This is a genomic window from Variovorax sp. Varisp85, assembly GCF_047304045.1.
GTDB lineage: Bacteria > Pseudomonadota > Gammaproteobacteria > Burkholderiales > Burkholderiaceae_C > Variovorax.
The window spans coordinates 1-24421 of the sequence record NZ_JBGLYN010000008.1; the positions used below are offsets into that span (position 1 = coordinate 1).

Here is a 24421-nt window from a genome sequence, read left to right on the forward strand (position 1 = left end):
CCGCCGTAGCCGCCACCGCCGCCACCACCACCGTAGCCACCGCCACCACCGGTACGGGGGGGACGAGCTTCCATCGGACGGGCTTCATTCACCGTCAGGGCGCGGCCCTGCAGCGAGTGGCCGTTCATGGCTTCGATGGCTGCCAGTGCTTCGGCATCCGAACCCATTTCGACAAAGCCGAAGCCCTTCGAACGGCCGGTGTCACGTTCCATCATGACCTTGGCGCTGACGATGGCGCCGAACTCGCCGAAGGCTTGTTCCAGATCGTTGTCACGCACGGAGTAGGCGAGGTTGCCTACGTAGAGTTTCTTGCCCATTGAGGGACTCCTAATTCAAACCAACAAGACAAAGCGATGGAGTCCCAGAATCACAACAAACAAAATGCGCTGTGGCGCGAAACTGACCGATCACCGAATTACGTGCACGGGAGACAAAGCTCACAGACACGTAGGCCGGATTATCCGGCCCGATTGACAAAAAGCGTGGGGAAATCGTGTGTTATTGAGAAACATCTCGGCCCGATGGGCGGTTTCGCAACGGTTTCAGCAGGCCGGATAGCCCGTTGTGGTCTATTTCATGCATCAGCGCGAGCAGCCGGCCAATTTCTCCTGAGGGAAAACCCTCGCGTGCAAACCAGGTCAGGTAATTTCCGGGCAGATCGGCAATCAGCGTGCCCTTGTGCTTGCCGAACGGCATTTGGAGCGTCACCAGGCGCTGCAGGTCTTCGGGTTGCATCGGTGCTCAGCCTCCCGCCCGCTTGACCGTGTGGCCCTGCTTCACCAGCGCCGCGACCACCAGTTCTCGGTGGTCGCCCTGGATCTCGATCACGCCATCCTTCACCGTGCCGCCCGAGCCGCAGGCCGTTTTCAGCTGCTTGCCGAGCGCCGCGAGGCCTTCCGCATCGAGCGCCACGCCCTTGACGACGGTCACGCCCTTGCCCTTGCGTCCCTTGGTTTCGTGCGATACGCGGACAATGCCGTCCGTGGCCGGCAGGCGCGCCTTGAGCTCCTTGCAGCGGCACCGGGCCATGGGCTCGCCGCAGCCGGGGCACATGCGGCCGCCCGCTTCCGTGGAGTACACCAGGGCGCTGCCGGCCTGATTGCGCTGCTGTTTCATCGTCGACATCCGATCCGTCTTTCTTCTCTTCTGTGTCTGCTTACATGCCATTCGACTCACTGGGCCTGGCCCCCGCGCTCGTGCAGGCCGCCGCCGAAAGCGGCTATGCCGCGCCGACCGCCATCCAGGCCGCGGCCATCCCCGCGATTCTGCAAGGCCGCGACCTGCGGGGCTCGGCGCAGACCGGCTCCGGCAAGACCGCCGCATTTTCCCTGCCCCTGCTGCAGCGCCTGAGCGCCGAGCGCGCACAGGGCTCGCGCCGCGTGCGCGCGCTGGTGCTCGTGCCCACGCGCGAGCTCGCGGCCCAGGTGGGCGAGACCATGCGCAGCCTGGCGCAGCACCTGCCCGAGCGCCTGAAGATCGTCGTCGCCTTCGGCGGCGTGTCGATCAACCCGCAGATGATGAGCCTGCGCGGCGGCGCCGACATCGTCGTCGCCACGCCGGGCCGGCTGCTCGACCTCGTCGACCACAACGCGCTCAAGCTCGATGCCGTGTCGACGCTGGTGCTCGACGAGGCCGACCGCCTGTTCGACCTCGGCTTTGCCGAAGAGCTCGGCCGCATCCTCGCGCTCTTGCCGAAGCAGCGCCAGAACCTGCTGTTCTCCGCCACCTTCCCGAGCGCCATCCAGGCGCTGGCCGACGGCATGCTGCGCGATCCGGCCGTCGTCGACGTGCAGGGCGAGCCCGGCACCGAGCCGAACATCGTGCAGCGCGTGATCGAGGTCGACGCCATCCGCCGCACGCAGTTGCTGCGCCATCTGTTGAAGCAGCACGAAGGCGAATGGGATCGCGTGCTGGTCTTCGTCGCCACGCAGCATGCGGCGCAGACCGTGGCCGAGAAGCTCTACAAGAACGGCATCTACGCCGTGCCCTTTCACGGCGACATCGCGCAGGGCACGCGCACCGACATCCTTTCGCAGTTCAAGCAGAGCCGCTGGGACGTGGTGATCGCCACCGACCTCGCAGCGCGCGGCATCGACATCGCGCAGCTGCCTGTGGTCATCAACTACGACCTGCCGCGCTCGCCGACCGACTACATCCACCGCATCGGCCGCACCGGCCGCGCGGGCGAGAGTGGACTGGCGATCAGCTTCGTGAGCGCGGCCACCGAGGCGCACTTCCGGCTGATCGAGAAGCGACAGGGGCTGAGCCTGCCGCGCGAACGCGTCGAAGGCTTCGAGCCGACGGAGGTGGCAGTGCCCGTGGTCGATGCGTCGGGTACCGGCGGCGTCAAGGGCAAGCGGCCGAGCAAGAAGGACAAGCTGCGCGCGGCGGCCGCGCTTGCGGCTGCACGGGGCGAAACGCCCGAGAAGAACGACTGACCCAGTGCCGCGCAGGCTACGAACGCTTGCCCAGGAAGCTCGTCAGCAGGTCCACCGGCAGTGGAAACACGATGGTCGTATTCTTGTCCGCGCCGATCACCGTCAGCGTCTCCAGGTAGCGCAGCTGGATGGCCTGCGGCTCCTGCGCCAGCACGCGCGCGGCCTGGAACAGCTTTTCCGAGGCCTGCAGCTCGCCCTCGGCGTGGATCACCTTGGCGCGCCGTTCGCGTTCGGCCTCCGCCTGCCGCGCGATGGCGCGCACCATCGATTCGGTGAGGTCGATCTGCTTGATCTCCACGTTCGACACCTTGATGCCCCATGACGCCGTCTGCACGTCCAGCGACTCGCGCACGTCGAGGTTGAGCTTCTCGCGCTCGGCCAGCATGTCGTCAAGCTGGTGCTTGCCGAGCACCGAGCGCAGCGTGGTCTGGGCCAGCTGGCTGGTGGCGTTGAAGAAATCCTTGACCTGGATGATGGCCTTCTCTGCGTCGACGATGCGGAAGTAGACGACCGCGCTGACCTTGACCGACACGTTGTCGCGCGAGATCACGTCCTGCGTCGGCACTTCGAGCACCACGGTGCGCAGGTCGACGCGCACCACCTGCTGGATGGCCGGTATCACGATCACCAGCCCGGGGCCCGCGACCCGCGTGAAACGCCCCAGCGTAAACACGATGCCTCGCTCGTATTCGCGGAAGATCCAGATGGCGGAAAAGGCCAGCATCACCAGCAACACGAGGACGACGGCGCCGATGCCGTAAGTGAAAGAGAACATGGTGATCTCCTGCGACCCGGCAAGGGCCGCTGGATTGTTGGACACGCGCATGGCGCAAGCGTTCCAGACAGGCGCCGAACAGGGATCGGTCCGGCGCCTTTTGTAGGCGTGCGCCTACCAGCCCATCTGCCTGGCCGCCAGTTCCTTCATGATCTCCTCGGCCCCGCCGCCGATCATCATCACCTTCACCTCGCGGTAGATGCGCTCGCTCACCGTGCCGCGCATGAAGCCCATGCCGCCGAGGATCTGCACCGCCTGGTCGGCGCAGAACTGCATGGTCTGCGTCGCATGGTTCTTCAGCATGCAGACCTGCGCGACCCATTCGGGTGCGTTGAAGCGCCCGGCCGCTTCGTGCGCGTCGCCTTCGGCCGAAACCGCCTCGATCCACGCCTCGGTGGAGGCGATGCGCATCTGCATGTCGACCAGCTTGTGGCGCACCGCCTGGTGCTCGATGAGCGCGGCACCGAATGTCCTGCGATCGCGCGCCCAGGCCAGCGCCTCGTCGAGGCAGGCTTGCGAGAAGCCGAGTGCGCCCGCCGCGAGCCCGATGCGCTCGCCGTTGAAGTTGCCCATGACCATGCGGAAGCCCGCGCCTTCGTTGCCGAGCAGGTAGCGCGCCGGCACGCGCACGTTGTCGAAGTGCAGCGTCGCGGTGTCGGAGCACAGCCAGCCCATCTTCGCGAGGCGCGTGCGCGAAAGGCCGGGCGCATCGCCGGGCACGAGGAGCATCGAGATGCCGCTCGCGCCGCGCCCTTCGCCGGTGCGCACGGCCACCGTGATCCAGTCGGCGCGCATGCCCGAGGTGATGAAGGTCTTCTCGCCGTTCACCACATAGTGATCGCCGTCGCGCCTTGCCATGGTGCGCAGCGCGGCCACGTCGGAGCCGCCGCCGGGCTCGGTGATGGCGAGCGCGGCAATCTTCTCGCCGCGCAGCACCGGCGGCACGACCTCGCGGCGCACCGCATCGCTCGCATGCAGCACCACGGGCGGCAATCCGATGTTGTGCGAGAACAGGCTTGCGAGCACACCGCCGCTCTTGCCGTGGCGCGCCAGTGCGATCCATGCGGGCAGCTTGAGCGAATACGAAGCGGGCGTACCGCCCAGGTCTTCGGGGTAGCCCAGTCCGAGCAATCCCAGTTCGGCGGCGCGTGCATAGAGCGCGCGCGGAAACTCGCCCGCTTCGTCCCAGGCCTGCACGTTCGGCGCGATCTCGCTTTCGGCAAGGCGCCGCACCGTGTCGGCGAGCGCCGCGCGGTCGGCTTGCAGTTCGGCGTCCATGGGCGCCTCAGCCGCGCGGCGGCCGCTTCGCGATGCCCATCGTCTTTGCGAGGATGCCGAGCATGACCTCGTCCGCGCCACCGCCGATGGAGCCGAGCCGGCCGTCGCGGTACAGGCGCGAGACGCGGTTCTCGAGCGTGAAGCCCATGCCGCCCCAGAACTGCAGGCAGGTGTCGGCCACCTGCCGCGTGAGGCGGCCGGTCTTGAGCTTGGCCATCGACGCGAGCTCGAGAACGTCCTCGCCCTGCACATGCAGGTCGCAGGCACGGTAGGTCAGCGCGCGCAGCGCTTCCACCTCGGTCTTGAGTTCGGCCAGCTTGAACTGCACCCACTGCTGGTCGGCCAGCGTGGCGCCGAACATGTGGCGCTGCTGCGCCCACTCGATGGTCTGCGCGATGCAGTCTTCCATCGGCTCCAGCGAACTCGCGGCGGCCCACAGGCGCTCTTCCTGGAACTGCTGCATCTGGTAGACGAAGCCCTGGCCTTCCTCGCCGATGCGAAAGCGTTGCGGCACACGCACGTTGTCGAAGTAGATGAGCCCGGTGTCGCTAGAGTTCATGCCGATCTTGCGGATCTTCTTCGCCTTCTCGATGCCGGGGCTGTCCATCGGCACCATCACGAGCGACTTGTTGCGGTGAACCGGTCCGGCGCTGGTGTTGACCAGCATGCACATCCAGTCGGCCTGCAGGCTGTTGGTGATCCACATCTTCTGGCCGCTGATGAGGTAGTCGTCGCCGTCCTTGCGCGCGTGGCTCTTGAGGCCCGCCACATCGCTGCCCGCTCCGGGCTCGCTCACGCCGATGCAGCCGACCGTGTCGCCGGCAATGGCGGGCACGAGGAATTCGCGGCGCAGTTCGTCGCTGCCGAAGCGCGCGAGCGCGGGCGTGCACATGTCGGTCTGCACGCCGATGGCCATCGGCACGCCGCCGCAACTCACGTGGCCGAGCGCCTCGGCCATCGCCATCGCATACGAGTAGTCGAGCCCCGCGCCGCCGAAGGCCTCGGGCTTGTTCAGCCCCAGCATGCCCAGGTTGCCGAGCTTCTTGAAGACCTCGTGCGCGGGGAAGATCTCTGCCTCTTCCCATTCGTCCACGTGCGGGTTGATCTCTTCGTCGATGAAGCGGCGCAGGGTCTTCTGGATCTCGAGGTGTTCGTGGGTGTACTGCATGTCGCTTGTCTCCAATCAGTCGTTGGGCTCGTCATTCCGGAACACGCGCGGCGTCTGTGCGAGGTGAAAGCCGTCGAAAGGCCTCACTGCCGCGCGCTGCTGTGTCTGCGCATCGGGAATCTCCATTGGCCAGCCCATGCGCACCTGCGGCCGCGCGCCGTCCACGCGCAGCACGCTGCCGCTGATGAAGCTGGCAGCGGGGCTCAGCAGGAAGGCGATGGCGGCGGAGGTCTCGGCCTCGTTGCCGAAACGGCCCGCTGGCACGGTGTTGCGCATGGCGCGCAACATGCCGCCGGCCTCGGGCGGGCAATGGTCCATGCCGCTGGACGCGATGTAGCCCGGCGCCACCGCGTTCACGCGCACGCCGCTCGCGGCCCATTCGAGCACGGCGGTCTCGGTGAAGCTCACCATGCCGGCGCGCGCCGCGCCGCTGTGGCCCATGTTGGGCATCGAGCCCCAGATATCGGCCACGATGTTGACGATGGCGCCGCCGTTCTCGGCCTTCACCTGCTCGAGCTTCTCGGGCTTGCGGCCGACCAGCACCGCCTGCGCGCCGAGCGCGGCAAGCTCGTGCGCGGTGCAGCGGCCGATGCCGGAGCCGCCGCCGGTGACAACGATGACCTGTCCGTCGAACAGGCCGGGCGCGAAGACGGAGCGGTAGCGGGAGGAGGGGGCATTCATGCGAATGACCTTCGGACATTGGTAGGAGCCGTCGCCGTCATGCGTCCGCGACCTGCGCACCCACCACGACATGCAGGGCGACGCGGCCGGCGCGCGGCGCGCAATGGACGTGCTCCATCTTCATCGCTTCGGGCGTGACCAGCGGCTGGCCCGCGGCGACCGCATCGCCTTCGGCCACGAGCAGCGCGATCACCCGGCCGTTCATGGAGGCGCGCAGCAGGCCGTCGCTGCCGGTGCCGTCGGTGCGCGCCACCGCGACGTGCGTCAGGTTCTCCAATCGGAACGACTGGCCGCGAAAGTGGAAATCCACGCGTTCGGCTTGCCTCGCGACGAACGCCTGCTCGGCCAGCCTGCCGCACGAGAAGCGCACGCCCGACACCTGACCGATGCCGGAGATCAGGCCGCCGCCCGGCACGCTCCTGGCCAGGTCGGGGCCGTCATGCCCCAGCCCCGCGAGCGAGGCCAGCGGCAGGAAGGGCGCGCCCGTGTCGAGCAGCAGCGCGAGCATGCCGGTGCGGTTGGCCTGGAAGGTGTCGCTGGCCGTTTGCAGCCGGGATTCGATGACTGGCATGTGGAGTCCGTGCAGGTCGCTTGTTTTCGCTCTGCATCGACTCTAGGGGGCGGGCGCCGCCCCCGCTTGCGCTTACTGGCTGGCCGCAGGGAGGTCAGCTTGCGCGGGCGCGCCGCGCGGCCACCGGGGCGTCGAGGCTGCTGCCGGTGACCACCCAGTAGATGAAGATCAGCACCGCGCCGGCCGTGCCGAACACCGTGAGGCCCATGTAGCTGCCGCCGATGGCCAGCGCGTCAGTGGGCGCCGTGGCGATGCACACCATGCTGGCCGCGCTCATGCCCACGTAGTGCATGGTGCAGACCGCCACGCCCATCACCACGGCCGCCGCAACCTTGTGCGTGAACTTGCGCAGGTTGAACGCCAGCCACAGGGCCGCGCCGGCGGCGGTGACGGCGATCAGCACCGACAGCCCGACCCTCGTCAGGTCGAAGTCCATCGAGGCGCGCATGTTCATCGCGAACATGCCCATGTAGTGCATCACGCAGACACCGATGCCGGCCAGCAGGCTGCCGCCGAGCCACCCCGATTTGCTGAACTTGCGCCGTCCGCCGGCCATGTAGAGGGCAATGCCGGAGATCAGGATGGCCGCCACCAGCGACACCACCGTGAGCGGCATGTTGTACGAGATGGCCACCGGCAGGCGGTACGCCAGCATGCCGATGAAGTGCATCGACCAGATGCCGATGCCGCCCAGCGCCACTGCTGCGCAGGCCACGACGGCGAGGTTGGGTTTGCCGTCCGCCCCGACCATGCGGCCGGCGCAGATGAGGGCCACCAGCGAGCCCGCGAAAGAAATGACGAACGAAAGCGCGACCATGCCCAGTGCGTACTCGGGCGACAGAAGTTGGCCTGTGACGAGCGGTGTCATGCGATGTCCCTTTCAAGAAAAAGAGCGCCTCGCGGACTCCCCATCACCGGATGCGATCGGGACGCTGCAAGACGTCCCGCGCAGTCTGTAATATTTGTTTTTAAAAGTAAACAGAAATCCAAACTTTTCGTTACGCTACCTTACAGGCCGAATTCGATATATCGCATTGTTGCGATCGGCAGCCATGTAGATCGTGCCGTCGCGGCTCACTGCAACGCCTGTCACCACATAGGGCGGGGGCAGTCCCGGCCCGGGCGCGAGGCCGATCGGCAGGTTCTCGGCGACCGTCCGGCGCGTGCCGTTCACGGGGTCGATTTCCACCAGCCGGCGCGCCGCGCTCTCTGCCACGATGAAGCTGCCCCACGGCGTTTGCGCCAGCCCCTCGGGCAGCGCCAGCCCGTCGGCCACGGTGCGCAGCGGCGCACTGGCGTCCAGCGGAATGCGCAAGAGCTTGCCGGCGGCCTCGGTCACGTAGAGCGCGCCGTCTCGGCCGACGACCATCTGCACCGGGCCGTTCAAGCCGCTAGCAAGCACTGACTTTTCGGAAAACTTCGGTCCACTCGCGCGGGTGATGCTGCCGGTGGCGATCTCGGCGTAGATCACGCTGCCGTCGGGCATGGGGATGGCGTCGAACGGCGCTTTCAGGCCGTGAATGGTTTCGACGGTCTTCAGCGTCTGGCGGTCGACCAGCTGCACCGTGCCCGTGAACCACGAGCTCAGCGCGAAGAGCCTGGCCGAAAGCCCGACCGCGAACGGATAGTCGAGGTCGGGGTCGCGCTGCATACGGAACACGTCGCGCACCTCGCCGGTGCGCACATCGACCTGGCGGAAGCCGAAGACGTCGGCCACCCAGAGGTCGTTGCCGTCGATCTTCATGCCGGCCGGCACGGCCAACTTGCCGCTGGTGAGCGTGCGCAGGTCACCGGTGGCGGGGTTGAAGGCCTGCACCTCGTTGTTCGCCATGTTGGAGACGTAGATGGTTCCATCCGGCGCGATGGCGAGGTTGTCGAGCGAGGGCCGCAGCTGTTTCGCGACGGTCTTGCGGCCGGTGGCGAGGTCCACCCGCACCAGCTCGCCGCTGCGCGCATCGACCACCCAGAGGTTGCCCTTGCCGTCGAGGTTGGCGGCGGCCGGGATCTTGAAGCCATCGGCGATCACGGTCATGGCGCCGTTCGCCGGGTCGATCTTCACGACCTGGCCCTTGAACCAGAGCGGCCCGTAGAGCATGCCGTCGGGCCCCACCTCGAAGCCGTTGAAGCCGCCCATGTCCTTCTTGATGAGCCGCGGCGGCTTCTGGCCTTCGCGGTCGATCTCCCACAGCGCGTCGCCCAGGAACACCTGCGAGGCGTAGAGCCTGCCGTTGCGGCGGTCGAAGTCGAGCGAGTTGAGGCCGGGCAGGTCCTTGGCGAGCACGCGCATGGGCGCGGCGTCGCTCTCGCGGTAGCGCAGCATGCCCATCAGGTAGTTGGTCCAGGCCAGCTCGCCCTTCGGGCCGACGGCGATGTCGTCGGCCTGGCCCTCGGGCGCGTCGATCAGCACCTTGGCTGCGCCGGTGCTGCGGTCGACCTCCCACAGCGTGTTGCCGAGCACCGAGCCGGCGAGCAGCCGGCCCTTGGCGTCGATGGCCAGCCCATGCACCCCCGCGAAGGACGACGGGGCGACCAGCGCCTCGGGCGGGCCCCAGGAAGCGGGCCGCGTGGCCGATGGCGGCGCGAGGCTGCCGCAGGCGCCCAGCAGGGCGAGGGTGGCGGTCAGCGCGAGGGCGCCGAGGCTGCTTCGACGGGGCATGGTGCGTGTCTCCTCTGGTTGATCGATGCGCGAAACAGTCTAGGAGGCGGGAGGGGCCGCGGGGTCTCTCCGGAGACAGGATGCGGACTTTCGTCCGCTGTGGATTACCCGGGGCCGCTCAGCCGCGCAGCAGCTGCGTGACCGTGTGGATCAGCAGTCCCACGAGCCCGCCCACCAGCGTGCCGTTGATGCGGATGAACTGCAGGTCGCGCCCGATGTGGCGCTCCAGCTCGAGCGTCATTTCCTGAGCGTTCCACTCGCCCACGCGTTCCTCGATGTAGCGGCGGATGTCTTCTCGGTAGCGCTCGATGGCCAGCGGCGCGGCCGCCTCGATCTGCTCGTTGATCCAGCGGCGGATGGCCTCGTCGCCCTGCAGCCGCGTGCCCAGCGCGCCGGCCATCGAGGCGATGCGCCGGCGGATGGTCGAGTCGCCGCGGCCCAGGTCGTCGTGCAGCCACGCCAGCAGCTCGCCCCACAGGCCATGCAGGTAGTCGCCCAGGGCCGGGTGCGCGACGAGTTCGGCGCGGATCTGCTCGCCGCGCTGCTGGAACTCGGGGTCGAGCTTCAGGCGCACCACGAAGTCGTCGACGAAGTGATCGAAGCGCCTGCGCATCGGATGGTCGGGCTCGGCCGCCAGCTCGCCGATGGTGCGCGCCACGGCTGCGACGATCTTGCGCGTGGCCAGCTTGGCGGCCACCTGGTCGAGGCCGACGTAGCGCAGCGTCTTGATCTCGCGCGCGATGGCCTCGGTGATGTGCGCCTGCACCTCGTCGCCTTCGAGCAGGCCGGCCACCTGCTGCAGCACGTCGTCGAGCAGGGCCTGGTGGCGTCCGCCGGCGGTGAGCGCGTCGAGCGCCTGGCCGGTGAGGCGCGAGAGATCGATCTTCTCGAGGCCCGCCGCGGCGGCGCGCCCCAGGAAGTCGCGCACCCGCTCGTCGTCGAAGGCCGAGAGCCCGTAGCGCGCGGCGGCCACGCCCCATTCGCCGAGCTTCTCGCCGCTCGCGGGCCGGGCCAGCCAGTCGGCGATGCGCCCGGCCGCATCGAATTCCCGCAGCTTCCCGAGCACCTGCCCGGTGCTCAGGAAGTTGTCGCAGATGAAGCCCGCGAGCTTGGCGCCGATGCGGTCCTTGTTGCTCGGGATGATGGCGGTGTGCGGAATCGGCAGGCCCAACGGATGGCGAAACAGCGCCACCACCGCGAACCAGTCGGCAATGGCGCCGACCATCGCGGCTTCGGAGAAGGCGGCGACGTAGCCCCACGCCGGGTGCTGCGCGTGCAGTGCACTGGCCACTGCGTAGAGCACGGCGGCGCCGCACAGCAGGCCGAGGGCGACGCGCTTCATGCGCTGCAGTGGGGTGCTGCTTTCGGTCAATTCAAGCCCGTCAGTCTTCCATCGCACAGCCGCGATGCTCCGGGGTGCGTGCACAGGGCACCCGGTACTCCCCTCCGCGAATGTCCCCCGTCGGCGTGAGCGCGCCCCGAACGACGCCCCGGAAAGCAACGTCCCATCTCAGCCGATGGCAGAAGAAGAAGCCAGCCGCTCCATGAACAGCTCGCAGCGCGCCAGCTGCTCGAGGCTCACGTACTCGTCGGGCTGGTGCGCCTGCTCGATGCTGCCCGGACCGCACACCACCGTGGGGATGCCGGCGTTCTTGAACAGGCCCGCTTCGGTGCCGAAGGCCACCAGCGTGGTGCGATCCTCGCTTGCCAGGCGCTGCGCCAGCAGCGTGACGGGGTCGTTGGCAGAGCCCAGGAAGCTCGGGATCTCGCAGATGGTCTCGAAGCTGAAGCCCGCATCGGGCGCCACCTTCTTCATCGCGGGCTCGATGCTGCCCGCGTAGGCCACCACGTCGGCCTGCATGCGCTTCGCATCGGCGGTCGGCAGGTCGCGGAACTCGTAGCGGAACTCGGCGTCGCGCGGCACCACGTTGTCGGCGATGCCGCCGTGGAACTGGCCCACGCTCGCGGTACTGAATGGCACGTCGAAGCCTTCGTAGCGCGGCTCGCTGCGCTCGAAGCCTTCCGCCATGTCGCGCACCTTGCCGATCACGCGCGCCGCCATCTCGATGGCATTGACCGACTTCGGCGTGAGCGACGAATGCGCCTCCTTGCCGCGCACGCAGCACTTGTAGCGGTAGACGCCCTTGTGCGCGATGGCGGGCACCATGCTGGTGGGTTCGCCCACGATGCAGGCCAGCGGCTTGATGTTGGCTTCGCGCATGTCGGCGATGAGTTCCTTCACGCCGAAGCAGCCGATCTCTTCCTCGTAGCTGAATGCGAAGTGCACCGCGAAGGGCGAGTCGCTTTCCAAAAAGCGCTTCGCGTTCGACAGCGCGATGGCGATGAAGCTCTTCATGTCGGCCGAGCCGCGGCCGTACAGCCGCTCGTCGCGCACCACGGCGGAGAGCGGGTCGACGCTCCAGTCCTGCCCGTCCCACGGCACCGTGTCGGTGTGGCCCGAGACGATCACGCCGGCCGGCTTGCCTTCGCCCAGCGTGGCGAACAGGTTCGCCTTGGTGCGCTCGGCGTTGTAGGTGATGCGGCTCTTGACGCCCAGGGCCGCGAGGTGGCTCTGCGCGAAGTCGATCAGTTGGAGGTTGCTGTTGGCACTGACGGTGTTCATGCGCACCAGGGTCTGGGCCAGCAGCAGGCTTTGGGGGGAAAGCGTATGGAGCATGCAACACATTCTCCAGGAAGTCGGCGCCGCGCGAGCGTGGGTGCCGAAGCTGTCACGCGAAGCGGTTACCCTGCGCCTCTTCATTCGGACGGAGAAACCACGACCATGCGCACCCTTCAGATCGCCTTGACCGCCACAGCCGCCCTTTGCGTGGCAGCCTGCAGCAGCACCGGACCCTCCAGCAACAAGCTGCTGACGCTCGACGGCAACCCGCCGCTGGTCATCGCCCACCGCGGCGCATCGGGCTATCTGCCGGAAGAAACGCTCGAAGCCTATGCGCGCGCCATCGAACTCGGCGCCGACGTGATCGAGATGGACCTGGTCTCCACCAAGGACGGCGTGCTCATCGCCCGCCACGACCCCAACCTCGCCATCAGCACCGACGTGGCCAAGCACCCCCGCTTCGCCTCGCGCAAGAAGACCATCAAGGTCGACGGCGAGACCCAGACCGGCTGGTTCAGCAACGACTTCACGCTGGCCGAGATCAAGACCCTGGGCGGCATCTCCACCGATGCCGAGCGCCCGCAGGAGTTCAACGGCAAGTACAAGATCCCGACCTTCCAGGAGATCATCGATTTCGCCAAGGCGAAGTCGAAGGAAACCGGCCGCACCATCGCCATCTACCCCGAGACGAAGAACCCGACCTACTTCCGCGACCTGGGCCTGCCGCTGGAAGACAAGGTCATCGCGGCCATCAACGCCGCCGGCTGGAACAGCAAGACCGCGCCCATCTACGTGCAGTCGTTCGAGCCGGGCAGCCTGAAATACATGAAGAGCAAGGGCCTGAACACGAAGATCGTCCAGCTGATCGACGGCGACAGCGTCGACCTGAAGACCGGCGCGGTGACCTTCGCCGTGCCCAGCGACCGCCCCTACGACTGGACCAAGGCCGGCGACAAGCGCAACTTCGACGCCATGGTCACGCCCGCGGGCCTGGCCGAGATCAAGACGTATGCCGACGGCATCGGCCCCTGGAAGCGCTACATCGTGAGCGTCAAGGGCACCATCGGCGCCGACGGCAAGCCGGTGGACGTCAACAAGGACGGCAAGATCAACGACGCCGACGCCACCTCCACGGCACCCACCTCGCTGATCGCCGACGCGCACAAGGCGGGCCTGTTCGTGCACCCCTTCACCTTCCGCAACGAGTCGCGCCGCCTGGCCTCCGACTACAACAAGGACGGCAAGAACGAATACGGCGTGTACTACAAGCTCGGCGTGGACGGTGTGTTCACCGACTTCACCGACACTGCGCTGGCCGCGCGCGCCGACTACCTGAAGAGCATCGGCCGCTGAACGCGGGGCGTCGTCCAGACATGAGCGCCGACCTGTCCCCGCGCGACCTCGAACTGCTTCGCATGGCCATCCGGCTGTCGGACGAATCGAAGGCGCGTGGGCGCCATCCCTTTGCCGCGCTGGTGGCGAACGAGCACGGCGAAGTCGTGGCCACCGCGGGCAACAACTCGATGCCGCCCGAGGGCGACCCCACGCAGCATGCCGAGCTGGCGGCAGCGGCGCAGGCCGCGCGCCTGCTTACGCCCGGGCAACTGGAGCGCTGCACGCTGTACACCAGCGCCGAGCCCTGCTGCATGTGCGCGGGCGCCATCTACTGGACGAACATCGGGCGGGTGGTCTACGCGCTGTCCGAGCACGCGCTGCTCGGCCTGACCGGCGACCATCCCGAGAACCCGACCTTCTCGCTGCCCTGCCGCGAGGTCTTTGCGCGCGGGCAGCGGCGCGTCGAGGTGGTGGGGCCGCTGCTGGAGGAAGAAGCCTCCGCGCCGCACATCGGCTTCTGGACCGCCGGGCACTGAATACCGGATAACGAGGCTTTGCGGGTGCCTCGAAACGCCGGAGTGGATAGACTGGCGTTTTGAGACGACCACGCCATGAAACTCATCGACTCGCTCGTCACGCAGGCCGCCGGCATCGCCGCCGTCCGACGTGACCTCCACGCCCATCCCGAACTCTGCTTCGAAGAAATCCGCACCGCCGACGTGGTGGCAGGCAAGCTCACCGAATGGGGCATTCCCATCCACCGCGGCCTGGGCACCACCGGGGTGGTGGGCATCGTGAAGAACGGCACCAGCAGCCGCGCCGTGGGCCTGCGCGCCGACATGGACGCGCTGCCCGTCACCGAGCTCAACACCTTCGCCCACGCCAGCAAGCACCACGGCAAGATGCACGCCTGCGGGCACGACGGCCACACCGCCATGCTGCTGGCGGCCGCGCAGCACCTGGCGAAGCACCGCAACTTCGACGGCACCGTGTACCTGATCTTCCAGCCGGCCGAAGAGGGCGGCGGCGGTGCCCGCGAAATGATCAAGGAGGGGCTGTTCGAGCAGTTCCCCATGGACGCCGTCTTCGGCATGCACAACTGGCCCGGCATGAAGGCCGGCCAGTTCGCCGTGAGCCCCGGTCCGGTGATGGCCTCGGGCAACAAGTTCTTCGTCAACGTGATCGGCAAGGGCGGCCACGCCGCGCTGCCGCAGACCGGCATCGACCCGGTGCCGATCGCCTGCGAGATCGTGCAGGCCTTCCAGACCATCCTCACGCGCAAGATGAAGCCGACCGATTCGGCCGTCATCTCCGTCACTACCATCCACGCCGGCGAAGCCAACAACGTGATTCCCGACAACTGCGAGCTGTCGGGCACGGTGCGCACCTTCTCGATCGAGGTGCTCGACATGATCGAGGCGCGCATGAAGCAGATCTGCGACCACATCTGCGCGGCGCACGACGCCACCTGCGACTTCCGTTTCGAGCGCTACTACCCGCCCACCGTCAACACCGAGGCCGAGGCCGACTTCGCGCGCCGCGTGATGGGCGGCATCGTCGGCCCCGAGAACGTGCTGAAGCAGGAGGCCGCCATGACCTCGGAAGACTTCGCCTTCATGCTCCAGGCCAAGCCGGGCGCGTACGCCTTCATCGGCAACGGCGACGGCACGCACCGCGACGTGCACCACGGCGAAGGCCCGTGCACCCTGCACAACGCGAGCTACGACTTCAACGACGATCTCATCCCGCTGGGTGCCACCTGCTGGGTGCAGATCGCCGAGCAGTTCCTCAAGCCCGGCGGCGCAAGCGCCTGATCGCCACATGATCGGAATCGCCGAAGCCTTCTCGCCGCGCTATGCCCAGGCGCGCCAGAAGTTCCTGCAGGGTTGCGTGAGTGCCGGCCTCTCGGTCGAGCCGCATGCGCATCCGCTCAAGGGGCGCGACGGCGAAGACCTGTCGATGGACGTCGCGCTCGACGGCGATGCGAACGCGCAGAACCTGCTGATCGTCACCAGCGCCTGCCACGGCGTCGAGGGCCATTGCGGCAGCGGTGTGCAGGTGTTCGCGCTGCACGATGCCGAATGGCGCGAGAAGGCGAAGGCGCAGGGTGTGGCGGTGCTGTATGTGCACGCGCTCAATCCGCACGGCTTTTCGCACGGCCGTCGCGTGACGCACGAGAACGTCGACCTGAACCGCAATTTCATCGATTTCTCGAAGCCGGTGCCGGTCAACGAGCCCTACGCCAAGCTGCACGAGCTGCTGCTGCCCGCCACCTGGCCGCCCACCCCCGAGAACCAGGCGGCGGTCGCCAAGTGGATCGAGAAGCACGGCGCCACTGCCTTCCAGGCGGCAGTGACCAGCGGGCAGTACCAGTTCGACGACGGCCTGTTCTTCGGCGGCAGGGCGCCGACCTGGAGCAACAAGACGATTCGCAGCGTGCTGAAGCGCCATGCGGGCAATGCTCGGCGCATCGCCTGGATCGACCTGCACACGGGGCTCGGCCCCAACGGGCTGGGCGAACGCATCTTCGCCGGCCGCGACGACAAGGCCGCCTATGCTCGCGCCAATGCATGGTGGGGCACGCCGGCCGCGCCCGTCACCTCGATCTACGACGGTTCTTCGACATCGGCGCTGCTGCGCGGGATGATGTGGGATTCGGCGTACGAGGAATGCCCGCAGGCCGAGTACACCGGCATCGCGCTCGAATACGGCACGCTGCCGATGCTCGAAGTGACCGGCGCCCTGCGCGCCGACCACTGGCTGTACAAGCATCCCGAGGCGCCGGCCGATCTGGCCGACGGCATCCGCGCGCGGATGCTCGAGGCGTTCTATACCGACACCGATGCCTGGCGCGGGCAGATCGTCAGCCAGGCTCGGCAGGCGATGTTCCAGGCTGTGGATGGCCTGACGGCCTGACCCACCCCCCGGGGCTTCGCGCACTTCGTGTCGCTACGCCAACCCCCTCAAGGGGGCAATACCTGCGGCCCGGCAAAGCCGGTTCCGCGGTATTCCACGAAAGAAGTTCAGGTCCTGACGCGGCCGTCGCCCGTCAGCATCGACAGCTCGACGAACTTCGAGCCCACGTGGTTCCTGGCCGAGAACGACACCTCGAAGCCGCCGAACTGCTGGCGGTCGATGCTTTCGAGCCCTGCAATCAGGCTCTCGCGCGTGGGCTTGCCCGGCGCCTTGCGCAGGCCCTCGGTCAGCACCTTCGCGGCCAGGTAGCCTTCCATGCTCGAAAAATTGGCGCTCGCGCCGCCGCCGGCCTTGCGCACCGCGTCGGTGAACTCGCGCGCCAGCGCATTGGCCGCGTTGTAGGGCGAGGGCACCACCTGCGTCACCATCACGCCGGCCGCATCCTTGCCCAACTCGTCCGCCAGCGCCTGCGTGCCAACGAAAGACATGTTGAAGAAAGTGCCGCCGTAGCCCGCCTTGCGCGCCTCGCGGATGAAGGCCGCGCAAGCCTTGTACGCGCCAACCTGCACCACCGCGTCGGGCCGGGCCGCCACCAGGGTCTTCACTGCCTGCGCCACGTCGGCCGAGTTGCGCTCCACCGTGGCCAGCGCCACCGGCTTGAGCTGCTGTTCGCCGAGCGCGAGCGTCACGCCGTCGAGCCCGGCCTTGCCGTAGGCGTCGTTCTGGTAGAAGACCGCGATCTTCTTCAGGCCCAGGTGCGTGAGCTGCTTCACCATCAGCGCGGTCTCGTCGTTGTACGAGGCGCGCAGGTGGAACACGTTCTTCTGGAAAGGCTCGCGCAGCGACATCGCACCGGTGAGCGGTGCGATGAACGGCACCTTGTCCTTCACCGCCAGCGGCAGCGCGGCCAGGCTGGTCGGCGTGCCGACGTAGCCGAAGAGGGCGAACACGTCCTCTTCGATCAGCTTCTGCGTGTTGGCGGCGCAGCGCTCGGGCTCGTAGCCGTCGTCGAGGTTCTTGATCACCACGTTGCGGCGGCCCGGCTGGGCGTTGTAGGCGTCCAGGAACAGCTTGGCGCCCTGGTGGAACTGGATGCCCAGCTGCGCCGCCGGCCCGGTGAACGGCGCCGACTGGCCCAGCACCAGCGGCGTGTCGCCCTGCGCCCGCGCAATGCCGAAGCCACCCAGCGTGGCGGCCGCGCCAGCGGCCAGGGAAAAACGTCGTCGATTCATCATGTCCAAAACCCACTCCTGCGCTCTGTCTCGCGCACACAAATTAGACTCGCCCGATGGCCCACGCATCGGATACCTTGCTCGAAGAAGCACCTTCCCAACCCGCATCGACCGCCGTGCTGGGCGCCTGCCCTCACGATTGCCCGGACACATGCGCACTCGTCACCACCGTCAGGGACGGCGTGGCCGTGAAACTGCAGGGCAACCCCGCCCATTCGCACACGGGCGGGGTGCTGTGCACCAAGGTGTCGCGCTACATCGAGCGCAACGACCATGCGGAACGGCTGATACAGCCCCTGAAGCGTGTCGGTCCCAAGGGAAGCGGCCAGTTCGAGCCGGTGAGCTGGGACGCCGCCCTGGACGACATCGCCGCGCATCTTCGAGTATTACAGGGAAAACCCGAAGCTATTGTCCCCTATAGCTATGCGGGCACCATGGGGCTGGTGCAGGGCGAGTCGATGGACCGGCGCTTCTTCCACAAGCTGGGCGCCACCCTGCTGGACCGCACCATCTGCTCGATGGCCGGCGGCGAGGCCATGGTTCACACCCTGGGGGCCAAGGTCGGCATGCGCATCGAGTTCTTCGCCGAGGCGAAGCTGATCCTGATCTGGGGCAGCAACTCCATTGCCAGCAACCTGCATTTCTGGCGCCACGCCCAGGCCGCCAAGCGCGCCGGCGCGCGGCTGGTGTGCATCGACCCGCGCAGGACCGAAACCGCCGACAAGTGCGACGAGCACATCGCGCTGCTGCCCGGCACCGACGCCGCGCTGGCGCTGGCCCTGATGCACGAGCTGATCGTGCACGACTGGCTCGACCACGACTACATCGCCAACCACACGCTGGGTTGGGAGCAGCTGCGCGAGCGCGCGCTGCAATGGCCGCCGTCGCGCGCGGCCCAGGTCTGCGGCATTCCCGAAGAACAGATCGTATCGCTGGCCAGGGCCTACGGCACCACCAAGCCGGCCGCCATCCGCCTGAACTACGGCATGCAGCGCGTGCGCGGCGGCGGCAACGCGGCGCGCGCCGTCGCGTGCCTGCCGGCGCTGGTGGGGGCCTGGCGCGACCGCGCCGGCGGCCTGCTGCTGAGCAGCTCGGGCCACTACCCGGTCGACCGCGCCGCGCTGCAGCGCCCCGACCTGCTGGCCGGGCGCAAGCCGCGCACCATCAACATGAGCACCATCGGCGACGCGCTGCTGGACACCGCCAATCCGGTGAAGGCCATCGTGGTCTACAACAGCAACCCGGTGGCGGTGGCGCCCGAGTCGGCCAAGGTGGCGGCGGGCTTCGCGCGCGAAGACCTGTTCACCGTGGTGCTGGAGCAGTTCCGCACCGACACTGCCGACTATGCCGACTACCTGCTGCCCGCCACCACGCAGCTGGAGCACTGGGACATCCACTGCAGCTACGGCCACACCGACGTGCTGCTGAACCGGCCGGCCGTGGCGCCGCGCGGCGAGGCCCGCAGCAACGCCTGGGTGTTCCGCGAGCTGGCGCGCCGCATGGGTTTCGACGAGCCCTGCTTCTCCGACGACGACGAGACGCTGTGCCGCACCGCCTTCGCCGGGAACACCATCGACTTTCCCGAGCTGCTGGCGCAGGGCTTCACCAGCCTGAAGCTGCCCGAGGCGCCGTTTGCCGATGGCAAATTCCCCACGCCCTCGGGCCGCTGCGAATTCTTCAGCGCGCGACTCGAGGCCATGGGCATCGACGGCCTGCCCGATCACGTCCCCAACTGGGAGCCGGCCGGCAGCTCGACCGAATTCCCGCTGGCCATGATCTCGCCGCCGGCGCGCAACTTCCTCAATTCGACCTTCGTCAACGTGACGAGCCTGCGTGCCATCGAGGTCGAGCCGCTGCTCGAGATCCACGAGGCCGATGCCGCCGCGCGCGGCATCGAGGACGGCGCGATGGTGCGTGTGTTCAACAAGCGCGGCGAACACCGCTGCCGCGCAGAAGTCTCGCGCCGCGCGCGGCAGGGCGTGGTGCATGGCATGGGCATCTGGTGGCGCAAGTTCGGCGTGGACGGCACCAACGTCAACGAACTGACGAGCCAGCGCCTGACCGACATCGGCCGGGGGCCCACCTTCTACGACTGCCTCGTCGAGGTCGAGAAGGCGTGAGGCCCCTGCGCGCTCTCGCGCTGGCCGGCTCGCTGTTCCTGGCCGGCTGTGCCGACCTCGGCTACTACTGGCAGTCCGCCAGCGGCCACATCGGCATCATGCGGGCCGCCAGGCCCGTGCCCGAATGGCTGGCCGATCCGGCCGTGTCCGCGCCGCTGAAGGCCAAGCTCGAACTCGCCCAGCGCATCCGCCGCTTCGCTTCCAGCGAACTCGGCCTGCCCGACAACGCCAGCTACAAGTCGTACGCCGACCTGCACCGCCGCGCCGCCGTGTGGAACGTGGTGGCCGCGCCGCCGTACTCGCTCACGCTCAAGAGCTGGTGCTTCCCGGTCGCGGGCTGCGTGGGTTATCGCGGCTACTACAGCGAGGATGCGGCCAATGCCGAAGCCGAGGCGCAGAAGAAGCAGGAGCTGGAAACGGCCGTGTACCCCGTGCCCGCGTACTCCACGCTGGGCTGGATGAACTGGGCCGGCGGCGATCCGCTGCTGTCCACCTTCATCGGCTACCCCGAGGGCGAGCTTGCGCGCATCGTGTTCCACGAGCTGGCGCACCAGGTGCTCTACGTGTCCGGCGACACGGTGTTCAACGAGTCGTACGCCACCGCGGTCGAGCGCATCGGCGGGGCGCTGTGGCTGCAGCACGAGGCCGGCGAGCCGGCGCGGCGCGAGTACGCGCAGTTCGACGCGCAGCGCCAGGAATTCCGCGCGCTGGCGCTCGACACGCGCCGCGCGCTGAACCGCATCTACGAATCGCCCGAAGCCAAAGCCGGGGACCGGACCAGGGTCGACGCCATGAAGCGGGCCGCCATGGCCGATTTCCACGAACGCTATGCGAAGCTGAAGGCGGGCTGGACCGGTCCGCGCCAGAACGCCTACGACGCCTGGGTGGCGCGCGCCAACAACGCAGCTTTCGGTGCGCAGGCCGCCTACGACGACCTCGTGCCCGGCTTCGAGAAACTCTTCGAGCGCGAAGGCCGCGACTGGCCGCGCTTCTACACTGCGGTCCGGCGCATTGCCGCGCTGCCGACCGACGCGGAACGCCGCAGTGCGCTTCAGTCGGCGACCGGCATCCTGCAGACCCATTCTAGCCCGGAACACAAAAACGGAGACCACGGTGCCTGACATCCATATCGAACGCAACCACACGCTGGGCATTGCCGGGGCGCGCGCCGTCGCGCACAAATGGATCGCGCAGGTCGAGCAGGAGTTCGGCCTCGAATGCGTCTACACCCAGGGCGACGGCCGCGACGTGGCGACCTTCACCCGCGCGGGCATCGACGGCACGGTCGAAGTCACGGAGAGCACCTTCACGCTCGACGCGACGCTGGGCTTCCTGTTCAGCAGCTTCAGCGAAATGATCGAGCAGAAAATCACGCGCAGCCTCGACGCAATGCTCCAGTCTCACCGGGGCCGCAGCCGCCTCGCCTGACCGTCTCCGGGATCCGGACGGCGGTGGCACGGCACACTCTGGCGCCATGACGACGACCATAACCTCTTCCCCTCCGGCCGCGGGCCCGCGGGCCGGCCTCAAGGTCATCGAGCTCGGGCAGCTGATCGCCGGGCCTTTCGCGGCGCGCACGCTGGGCGACTTCGGTGCCGAGGTCATCAAGATCGAGCCGCCCGGCGCGGGCGATCCGCTGCGCACCTGGCGGCTGCTGAAGGACGGCACCTCCGTCTGGTGGCAGGTGCAGTCGCGCAACAAGCGCTCGCTGGCGCTGGACCTGCGCGAGCCCGAGGCGCAGGCCATCGTGCGGCAGCTCGCGGCCGAAGCCGACGTGCTGATCGAGAACTTCCGCCCCGGCGCGATGGAAGGCTGGGGCCTCGGCCCCGACGATCTGCTGGCCGCCAACCCCGCGCTCGTCATGCTGCGCATCAGCGGCTACGGCCAGACCGGGCCTTACCGCGACCGCCCCGGCTTCGGCGTGGTGGCCGAGGCCATGGGCGGGCTGCGCCATCTCACGGGCGAGCCAGGTCGGGTGCCGGTGCGCGTGGGCGTGTCGATAGGCGACACGCTGGCCTCGCTGCACGGCGTGATCGGCGTGCTGATGGCGATGCAGCACCGGCATGCGACGGTGAGCGCGGAATTCCCGAAAGGGCGCGGGCAGGTGGTCGACGTGGCGCTGTACGAGGCGGTCTTCAACTGCATGGAAAGCCTGCTGCCCGAGTACGGCGCCTTCGGTGCGGTGCGCGAGGCGGCCGGCAGCGCCTTGCCCGGCATCGCACCGACCAACGCCTACCGCTGCGCGGACGGCGGCTACGCCATCGTCGCGGGCAACGGCGACAGCATCTTCCGCCGCCTGATGGAATGCATCGGCCGTCCCGACCTGGCGGCCGATCCGGCGCTGGCCGGCAACACGGGCCGCGTGGCGCAGGTCGAAATGCTGGACGCCGCCATCGGCGACTGGACCGCACAGCGCACCGTGGACGAGGTGCTGGCCGCGCTCGACGCGGCGCATGTGCCGGGCGGGCGCATCTACACCATCGCCGACATCGCGGCCGACCCGCACTATGCGGCGCGCGGCATGCTGCAGCAGGTGCGCATGCCCGACGGCAGCGCGCTCGCGGTGCCCGGCTTCGTGCCCAAGCTGTCGCTCACGCCGGCGAGCCACCGGCACAACGCGCCGGCGCTGGGCGCGGACACCGATGCGGTGCTGAAGGAAATCGGCCTGAGCGCCGAGCAGATCGCCGCGCTGCACGCGCGGGGGATCATCGGCTGAGGGTCGCGGTCAGCCTCGCAGCGATTCGATGAGGTCGATGTATTTCTGCTTGGCTTCATCGGCGCTCGCGCCTTTCTGGGCCGTCCAGGCGTCCCACTTGGCGCGCGCGACGATGTCGCTGAAGCTGGGCTTCTTGGCGGTGTTGTCGCCCTCGGTGGCTTGCTTGAAAAGGCCGTAGATCTTCAGCAGCGTCGGATTGTCGGGACGCTCGGCGAGCAGCTTGGAGTTGGCCTGGGCGGCTTCGAATTGGGCGTTGAGGTCGGACATGGGGCTCGAATTGAAAAGCGGAAACCGCGCATCTTAAATTGAGCGGTACCGTTGGGTACCAGGTTCAGTCTTTCAGTCCTGCCCGGGCCAGCTCCACGTCCAGCCGTTCGCGCGCATCGGCCGGCTTCAGCGCCGCTGCCTTTTCATAGAGCCGCGTCGCCTCACCCATGCGCGACTCGCCGTGCAGCATCAGTTGTGCGCGGGCGTATTCCATCATTCCGGCGGCCGAATGCGGGTGCAGCTCCAGGCCCCGCTCGAACAGCGCGAGCGAGGTTTCCGAGCGCACGCCGTAGGTCATGCGGCCGACCAGCGCGCCGACCTTGTCGATCACCTCGGCATGGAACGAGGCCAGCGCGAGGTGGGCGTCCGCGTGCCGCGGCTGCAGTTCGATCACCCGTTCCAGCGCGCCCTTGAGCTTGCTGCCCAGGCCTTGGGCCAGTGCGCGCGCCACGCTGATGCCCTGGCTGTAGCGGCCCAGCGCATAGGCCTGCCAGTAGAGCGCCTGGCAGTTCTCGGGCTCGGCGGCGGCCTGCGCGCTGGCGCGCTCGATGACCTGGCGCAGCATCGCGAGCCGCACGGCCTCGCGCGGCTCCAGGTAGTTGGCGTAGATCGCGGTCGCCTGGTTGGCCAGCGCCATTCCCTCGCCGCCCAATTGCAGGCCGACGGCGGCGGCGCGTTCGAATTCGCCGCTGTGGTACAGCGCCCAGCCTTCGGCGAGCGGCGAGCCTTCGGCCGGCAGCGGCAGCTCGTGGCCGGCATGCAGGCGCAGCCAGTGGGCCAGCACGCTGCGCACGTCGAAGCGGGGCAGGTCGGCCCATGGCAGGGGCGTCCAGGGGCCCGGGCTGGCGGCGGCAATCGGGCTGGCGGACATCAGCGAGAGCGGTTTGAAATCGGGGTGGGGCATGGTTGTCTAGGCCGCCATATCGACAGGAGATGCCGCGGCGCCGGCGCCCAGACTGCCGCTGCTGGCGGCATCTTCACCGTTGTAGGCGTTGCTCAGTGTCAGCAAATGCCGCCGCTGCTCGCGCTCAAGGTAGGGTGCGAGCAGGTGCAGGGTGTGATGGCCGCCACGCATCAGCGCGCCCTGTGCGTGCGCGGGTTCCAGCGCCTCCCGCGGATTGCGCACGTACTCGTAGCTGAGCCAGTAGGTCAGCACGACGACCATGCTCTGCGCCAGCGTGTCGACTTCGTGCACGTCGATCTCGAGATGGCCGGCGCGGCTCAGGCCGGCGATCAGCTGGCGGATGGCGCGGGCCTTGTTCTTCAGCACCAGCTGGAACCGGGTTTCCAGCAGCCGGTTCTTGCTGAGCAGGTCGTTCAGGTCGCGGTAGAGAAAGCGGTAGCGCCAGATCAGCTCGAACAGGCTGTGCATGAAGAACCACGCGTCCTCCACGTCGTGCACGCCCTCGCTCGCGTGCAGCAGCTCGTTGAGCTCGGTTTCGTAGGCTTCGTAGAGCTTGTTGATCAGCTCTTCCTTGGCCGGGTAGTGGTAGTACAGGTTGCCCGGACTGATGTTGAGTTCGCCCGCCACCAGCGTCGTCGAGACGTTCGGCTCCCCGAAGCGGTTGAACAGATCCAGTGCGGCTTCGAGGATGCGTTGCGCCGTGCGGCGTGGCGCCTTCTTTGCCATGTCGGTGCCCCCGTGTGC

The 24421-nt window shown here is 68.1% G+C and carries 25 protein-coding genes; 9 read left to right on the forward strand and 16 right to left on the reverse strand.

Annotation, left to right across the window (positions count from 1 at the left end; genetic code table 11):
- From ACCC97_RS05095 to ACCC97_RS05105, 3 genes are all read right to left on the reverse strand, one after another.
- On the reverse strand, window positions 1-317 hold a 317-nt coding region (locus tag ACCC97_RS05095; RefSeq protein ID WP_413331767.1), incomplete at its 3' end, for an RNA recognition motif domain-containing protein.
- Between the two features lie 181 nt (window positions 318-498).
- Window positions 499-735: a DUF3820 family protein gene (locus ACCC97_RS05100; protein WP_007835452.1), complete on the reverse strand. Its 237-nt coding sequence runs from the start codon at window positions 733-735 to the stop codon at window positions 499-501.
- Between the two features lie 6 nt (window positions 736-741).
- A complete protein-coding gene (locus ACCC97_RS05105) occupies window positions 742-1116 on the reverse strand; it encodes a translation initiation factor Sui1 (RefSeq protein WP_007835451.1) in 375 nt (124 codons plus the stop codon).
- A 44-nt stretch (window positions 1117-1160) separates the two neighbouring features.
- Between ACCC97_RS05105 and ACCC97_RS05110 the strand changes: the two genes are divergently transcribed.
- Entirely contained in the window at window positions 1161-2438 is a 1278-nt protein-coding gene (locus tag ACCC97_RS05110; protein WP_413331768.1) for a DEAD/DEAH box helicase, read from the forward strand.
- 16 nt (window positions 2439-2454) lie between these two features.
- On the opposite strand, the gene ACCC97_RS05115 is transcribed toward ACCC97_RS05110, so the two are convergent.
- From ACCC97_RS05115 to argE, 9 genes are all read right to left on the reverse strand, one after another.
- Window positions 2455-3162, reverse strand: a complete 708-nt coding sequence (locus tag ACCC97_RS05115; RefSeq protein ID WP_413331817.1) for a slipin family protein — start codon at window positions 3160-3162, stop codon at window positions 2455-2457.
- Window positions 3163-3327: 165 nt separating this feature from the next.
- Window positions 3328-4491, reverse strand: coding sequence for an acyl-CoA dehydrogenase family protein (locus tag ACCC97_RS05120; RefSeq protein ID WP_413331769.1), 1164 nt, complete (start codon window positions 4489-4491; stop codon window positions 3328-3330).
- Window positions 4492-4498: 7 nt separating this feature from the next.
- On the reverse strand, window positions 4499-5659 hold the full coding sequence (locus ACCC97_RS05125; RefSeq protein ID WP_413331770.1) for an acyl-CoA dehydrogenase family protein: 1161 nt from the start codon (window positions 5657-5659) through the stop codon (window positions 4499-4501).
- 15 nt (window positions 5660-5674) lie between these two features.
- Window positions 5675-6340 carry an SDR family oxidoreductase gene (locus tag ACCC97_RS05130; protein WP_413331771.1) on the reverse strand — a complete coding sequence of 222 codons (666 nt, stop codon included), beginning with the start codon at window positions 6338-6340 and terminating at the stop codon, window positions 5675-5677.
- 37 nt (window positions 6341-6377) lie between these two features.
- Window positions 6378-6911, reverse strand: a complete 534-nt coding sequence (locus tag ACCC97_RS05135; protein ID WP_413331773.1) for a biotin/lipoyl-containing protein — start codon at window positions 6909-6911, stop codon at window positions 6378-6380.
- A gap of 94 nt (window positions 6912-7005) precedes the next feature.
- A complete protein-coding gene (locus ACCC97_RS05140) occupies window positions 7006-7779 on the reverse strand; it encodes an MHYT domain-containing protein (RefSeq protein WP_007835438.1) in 774 nt (257 codons plus the stop codon).
- A 135-nt stretch (window positions 7780-7914) separates the two neighbouring features.
- On the reverse strand, window positions 7915-9567 hold the full coding sequence (locus tag ACCC97_RS05145) for a hypothetical protein (RefSeq protein ID WP_413331774.1): 1653 nt from the start codon (window positions 9565-9567) through the stop codon (window positions 7915-7917).
- 118 nt (window positions 9568-9685) lie between these two features.
- On the reverse strand, window positions 9686-10909 hold the full coding sequence (locus ACCC97_RS05150) for a DUF445 domain-containing protein (protein WP_413331775.1): 1224 nt from the start codon (window positions 10907-10909) through the stop codon (window positions 9686-9688).
- A 168-nt stretch (window positions 10910-11077) separates the two neighbouring features.
- Window positions 11078-12244 (reverse strand): acetylornithine deacetylase, encoded by a 1167-nt coding sequence (gene argE / locus ACCC97_RS05155; RefSeq protein WP_007835430.1) that lies wholly within the window; start codon window positions 12242-12244, stop codon window positions 11078-11080.
- A 105-nt stretch (window positions 12245-12349) separates the two neighbouring features.
- Between argE and ACCC97_RS05160 the strand changes: the two genes are divergently transcribed.
- The 4 genes from ACCC97_RS05160 to ACCC97_RS05175 all read left to right on the forward strand — a co-directional run bounded on the left by ACCC97_RS05160 (window position 12350) and on the right by ACCC97_RS05175 (window position 16438).
- Window positions 12350-13540, forward strand: a complete 1191-nt coding sequence (locus ACCC97_RS05160; RefSeq protein ID WP_413331776.1) for a glycerophosphodiester phosphodiesterase — start codon at window positions 12350-12352, stop codon at window positions 13538-13540.
- A 20-nt stretch (window positions 13541-13560) separates the two neighbouring features.
- Window positions 13561-14058 (forward strand): deaminase, encoded by a 498-nt coding sequence (locus tag ACCC97_RS05165; protein ID WP_413312333.1) that lies wholly within the window; start codon window positions 13561-13563, stop codon window positions 14056-14058.
- A 75-nt stretch (window positions 14059-14133) separates the two neighbouring features.
- Window positions 14134-15336: a M20 aminoacylase family protein gene (locus tag ACCC97_RS05170; protein WP_007835424.1), complete on the forward strand. Its 1203-nt coding sequence runs from the start codon at window positions 14134-14136 to the stop codon at window positions 15334-15336.
- A 7-nt stretch (window positions 15337-15343) separates the two neighbouring features.
- Window positions 15344-16438 (forward strand): M14 family metallopeptidase, encoded by a 1095-nt coding sequence (locus ACCC97_RS05175; RefSeq protein ID WP_007835423.1) that lies wholly within the window; start codon window positions 15344-15346, stop codon window positions 16436-16438.
- A 107-nt stretch (window positions 16439-16545) separates the two neighbouring features.
- Here the strand turns inward: ACCC97_RS05175 and ACCC97_RS05180 are convergent, their stop codons facing one another.
- On the reverse strand, window positions 16546-17673 hold the full coding sequence (locus ACCC97_RS05180) for an ABC transporter substrate-binding protein (protein ID WP_413331777.1): 1128 nt from the start codon (window positions 17671-17673) through the stop codon (window positions 16546-16548).
- A gap of 53 nt (window positions 17674-17726) precedes the next feature.
- Here ACCC97_RS05180 and ACCC97_RS05185 point away from each other — a divergent pair, with 53 nt between their 5' ends.
- Genes ACCC97_RS05185 through ACCC97_RS05200 form a run of 4 tightly spaced genes read left to right on the forward strand, consistent with a single transcriptional unit; the run spans window position 17727 to window position 22506 of the window.
- Window positions 17727-19790, forward strand: coding sequence for a molybdopterin-dependent oxidoreductase (locus tag ACCC97_RS05185; RefSeq protein WP_413331778.1), 2064 nt, complete (start codon window positions 17727-17729; stop codon window positions 19788-19790).
- Window positions 19787-20911: an aminopeptidase gene (locus tag ACCC97_RS05190; RefSeq protein WP_007835418.1), complete on the forward strand. Its 1125-nt coding sequence runs from the start codon at window positions 19787-19789 to the stop codon at window positions 20909-20911. The genes ACCC97_RS05185 and ACCC97_RS05190 overlap by 4 nt, the downstream gene beginning before the upstream one ends.
- Window positions 20904-21218 carry a polyhydroxyalkanoic acid system family protein gene (locus ACCC97_RS05195; RefSeq protein ID WP_413312341.1) on the forward strand — a complete coding sequence of 105 codons (315 nt, stop codon included), beginning with the start codon at window positions 20904-20906 and terminating at the stop codon, window positions 21216-21218. Before ACCC97_RS05190 ends, ACCC97_RS05195 begins: the two co-directional genes overlap by 8 nt.
- Window positions 21219-21264: 46 nt before the next feature.
- Window positions 21265-22506, forward strand: coding sequence for a CaiB/BaiF CoA transferase family protein (locus tag ACCC97_RS05200; protein ID WP_413331779.1), 1242 nt, complete (start codon window positions 21265-21267; stop codon window positions 22504-22506).
- 9 nt (window positions 22507-22515) lie between these two features.
- Here ACCC97_RS05200 and ACCC97_RS05205 read toward each other — a convergent pair whose 3' ends face one another.
- The 3 genes from ACCC97_RS05205 to ACCC97_RS05215 form a co-directional block, all read right to left on the reverse strand.
- Window positions 22516-22773, reverse strand: a complete 258-nt coding sequence (locus ACCC97_RS05205; protein ID WP_007835415.1) for an acyl-CoA-binding protein — start codon at window positions 22771-22773, stop codon at window positions 22516-22518.
- Window positions 22774-22837: 64 nt separating this feature from the next.
- Window positions 22838-23677, reverse strand: a complete 840-nt coding sequence (locus tag ACCC97_RS05210; RefSeq protein WP_413331780.1) for a hypothetical protein — start codon at window positions 23675-23677, stop codon at window positions 22838-22840.
- A 6-nt stretch (window positions 23678-23683) separates the two neighbouring features.
- Window positions 23684-24403, reverse strand: coding sequence for a TetR/AcrR family transcriptional regulator (locus ACCC97_RS05215; protein WP_007835412.1), 720 nt, complete (start codon window positions 24401-24403; stop codon window positions 23684-23686).
- Between the last annotated feature and the right edge of the window lie 18 nt (window positions 24404-24421).

Bases quoted from the DNA above. Each gene is read 5' to 3' on its own strand.
- ACCC97_RS05100 (WP_007835452.1), bottom strand. From the start codon at position 735: ATGCAACCCGAAGACCTGCAGCGCCTGGTGACGCTCCAAATGCCGTTC.
- ACCC97_RS05105 (WP_007835451.1), bottom strand. From the start codon at position 1,116: ATGAAACAGCAGCGCAATCAGGCCGGCAGCGCCCTGGTGTACTCCACG.
- ACCC97_RS05110 (WP_413331768.1), top strand. From the start codon at position 1,161: ATGCCATTCGACTCACTGGGCCTGGCCCCCGCGCTCGTGCAGGCCGCC.
- ACCC97_RS05115 (WP_413331817.1), bottom strand. From the start codon at position 3,162: ATGCTGGCCTTTTCCGCCATCTGGATCTTCCGCGAATACGAGCGAGGC.
- ACCC97_RS05120 (WP_413331769.1), bottom strand. From the start codon at position 4,491: ATGGACGCCGAACTGCAAGCCGACCGCGCGGCGCTCGCCGACACGGTG.
- ACCC97_RS05125 (WP_413331770.1), bottom strand. From the start codon at position 5,659: ATGCAGTACACCCACGAACACCTCGAGATCCAGAAGACCCTGCGCCGC.
- ACCC97_RS05130 (WP_413331771.1), bottom strand. From the start codon at position 6,340: ATGAATGCCCCCTCCTCCCGCTACCGCTCCGTCTTCGCGCCCGGCCTG.
- ACCC97_RS05135 (WP_413331773.1), bottom strand. From the start codon at position 6,911: ATGCCAGTCATCGAATCCCGGCTGCAAACGGCCAGCGACACCTTCCAG.
- ACCC97_RS05140 (WP_007835438.1), bottom strand. From the start codon at position 7,779: ATGACACCGCTCGTCACAGGCCAACTTCTGTCGCCCGAGTACGCACTG.
- ACCC97_RS05145 (WP_413331774.1), bottom strand. From the start codon at position 9,567: ATGCCCCGTCGAAGCAGCCTCGGCGCCCTCGCGCTGACCGCCACCCTC.
- ACCC97_RS05150 (WP_413331775.1), bottom strand. From the start codon at position 10,909: ATGAAGCGCGTCGCCCTCGGCCTGCTGTGCGGCGCCGCCGTGCTCTAC.
- argE (WP_007835430.1), bottom strand. From the start codon at position 12,244: ATGCTCCATACGCTTTCCCCCCAAAGCCTGCTGCTGGCCCAGACCCTG.
- ACCC97_RS05160 (WP_413331776.1), top strand. From the start codon at position 12,350: ATGCGCACCCTTCAGATCGCCTTGACCGCCACAGCCGCCCTTTGCGTG.
- ACCC97_RS05165 (WP_413312333.1), top strand. From the start codon at position 13,561: ATGAGCGCCGACCTGTCCCCGCGCGACCTCGAACTGCTTCGCATGGCC.
- ACCC97_RS05170 (WP_007835424.1), top strand. From the start codon at position 14,134: ATGAAACTCATCGACTCGCTCGTCACGCAGGCCGCCGGCATCGCCGCC.
- ACCC97_RS05175 (WP_007835423.1), top strand. From the start codon at position 15,344: ATGATCGGAATCGCCGAAGCCTTCTCGCCGCGCTATGCCCAGGCGCGC.
- ACCC97_RS05180 (WP_413331777.1), bottom strand. From the start codon at position 17,673: ATGATGAATCGACGACGTTTTTCCCTGGCCGCTGGCGCGGCCGCCACG.
- ACCC97_RS05185 (WP_413331778.1), top strand. From the start codon at position 17,727: ATGGCCCACGCATCGGATACCTTGCTCGAAGAAGCACCTTCCCAACCC.
- ACCC97_RS05200 (WP_413331779.1), top strand. From the start codon at position 21,265: ATGACGACGACCATAACCTCTTCCCCTCCGGCCGCGGGCCCGCGGGCC.
- ACCC97_RS05205 (WP_007835415.1), bottom strand. From the start codon at position 22,773: ATGTCCGACCTCAACGCCCAATTCGAAGCCGCCCAGGCCAACTCCAAG.
- ACCC97_RS05210 (WP_413331780.1), bottom strand. From the start codon at position 23,677: ATGCCCCACCCCGATTTCAAACCGCTCTCGCTGATGTCCGCCAGCCCG.
- ACCC97_RS05215 (WP_007835412.1), bottom strand. From the start codon at position 24,403: ATGGCAAAGAAGGCGCCACGCCGCACGGCGCAACGCATCCTCGAAGCC.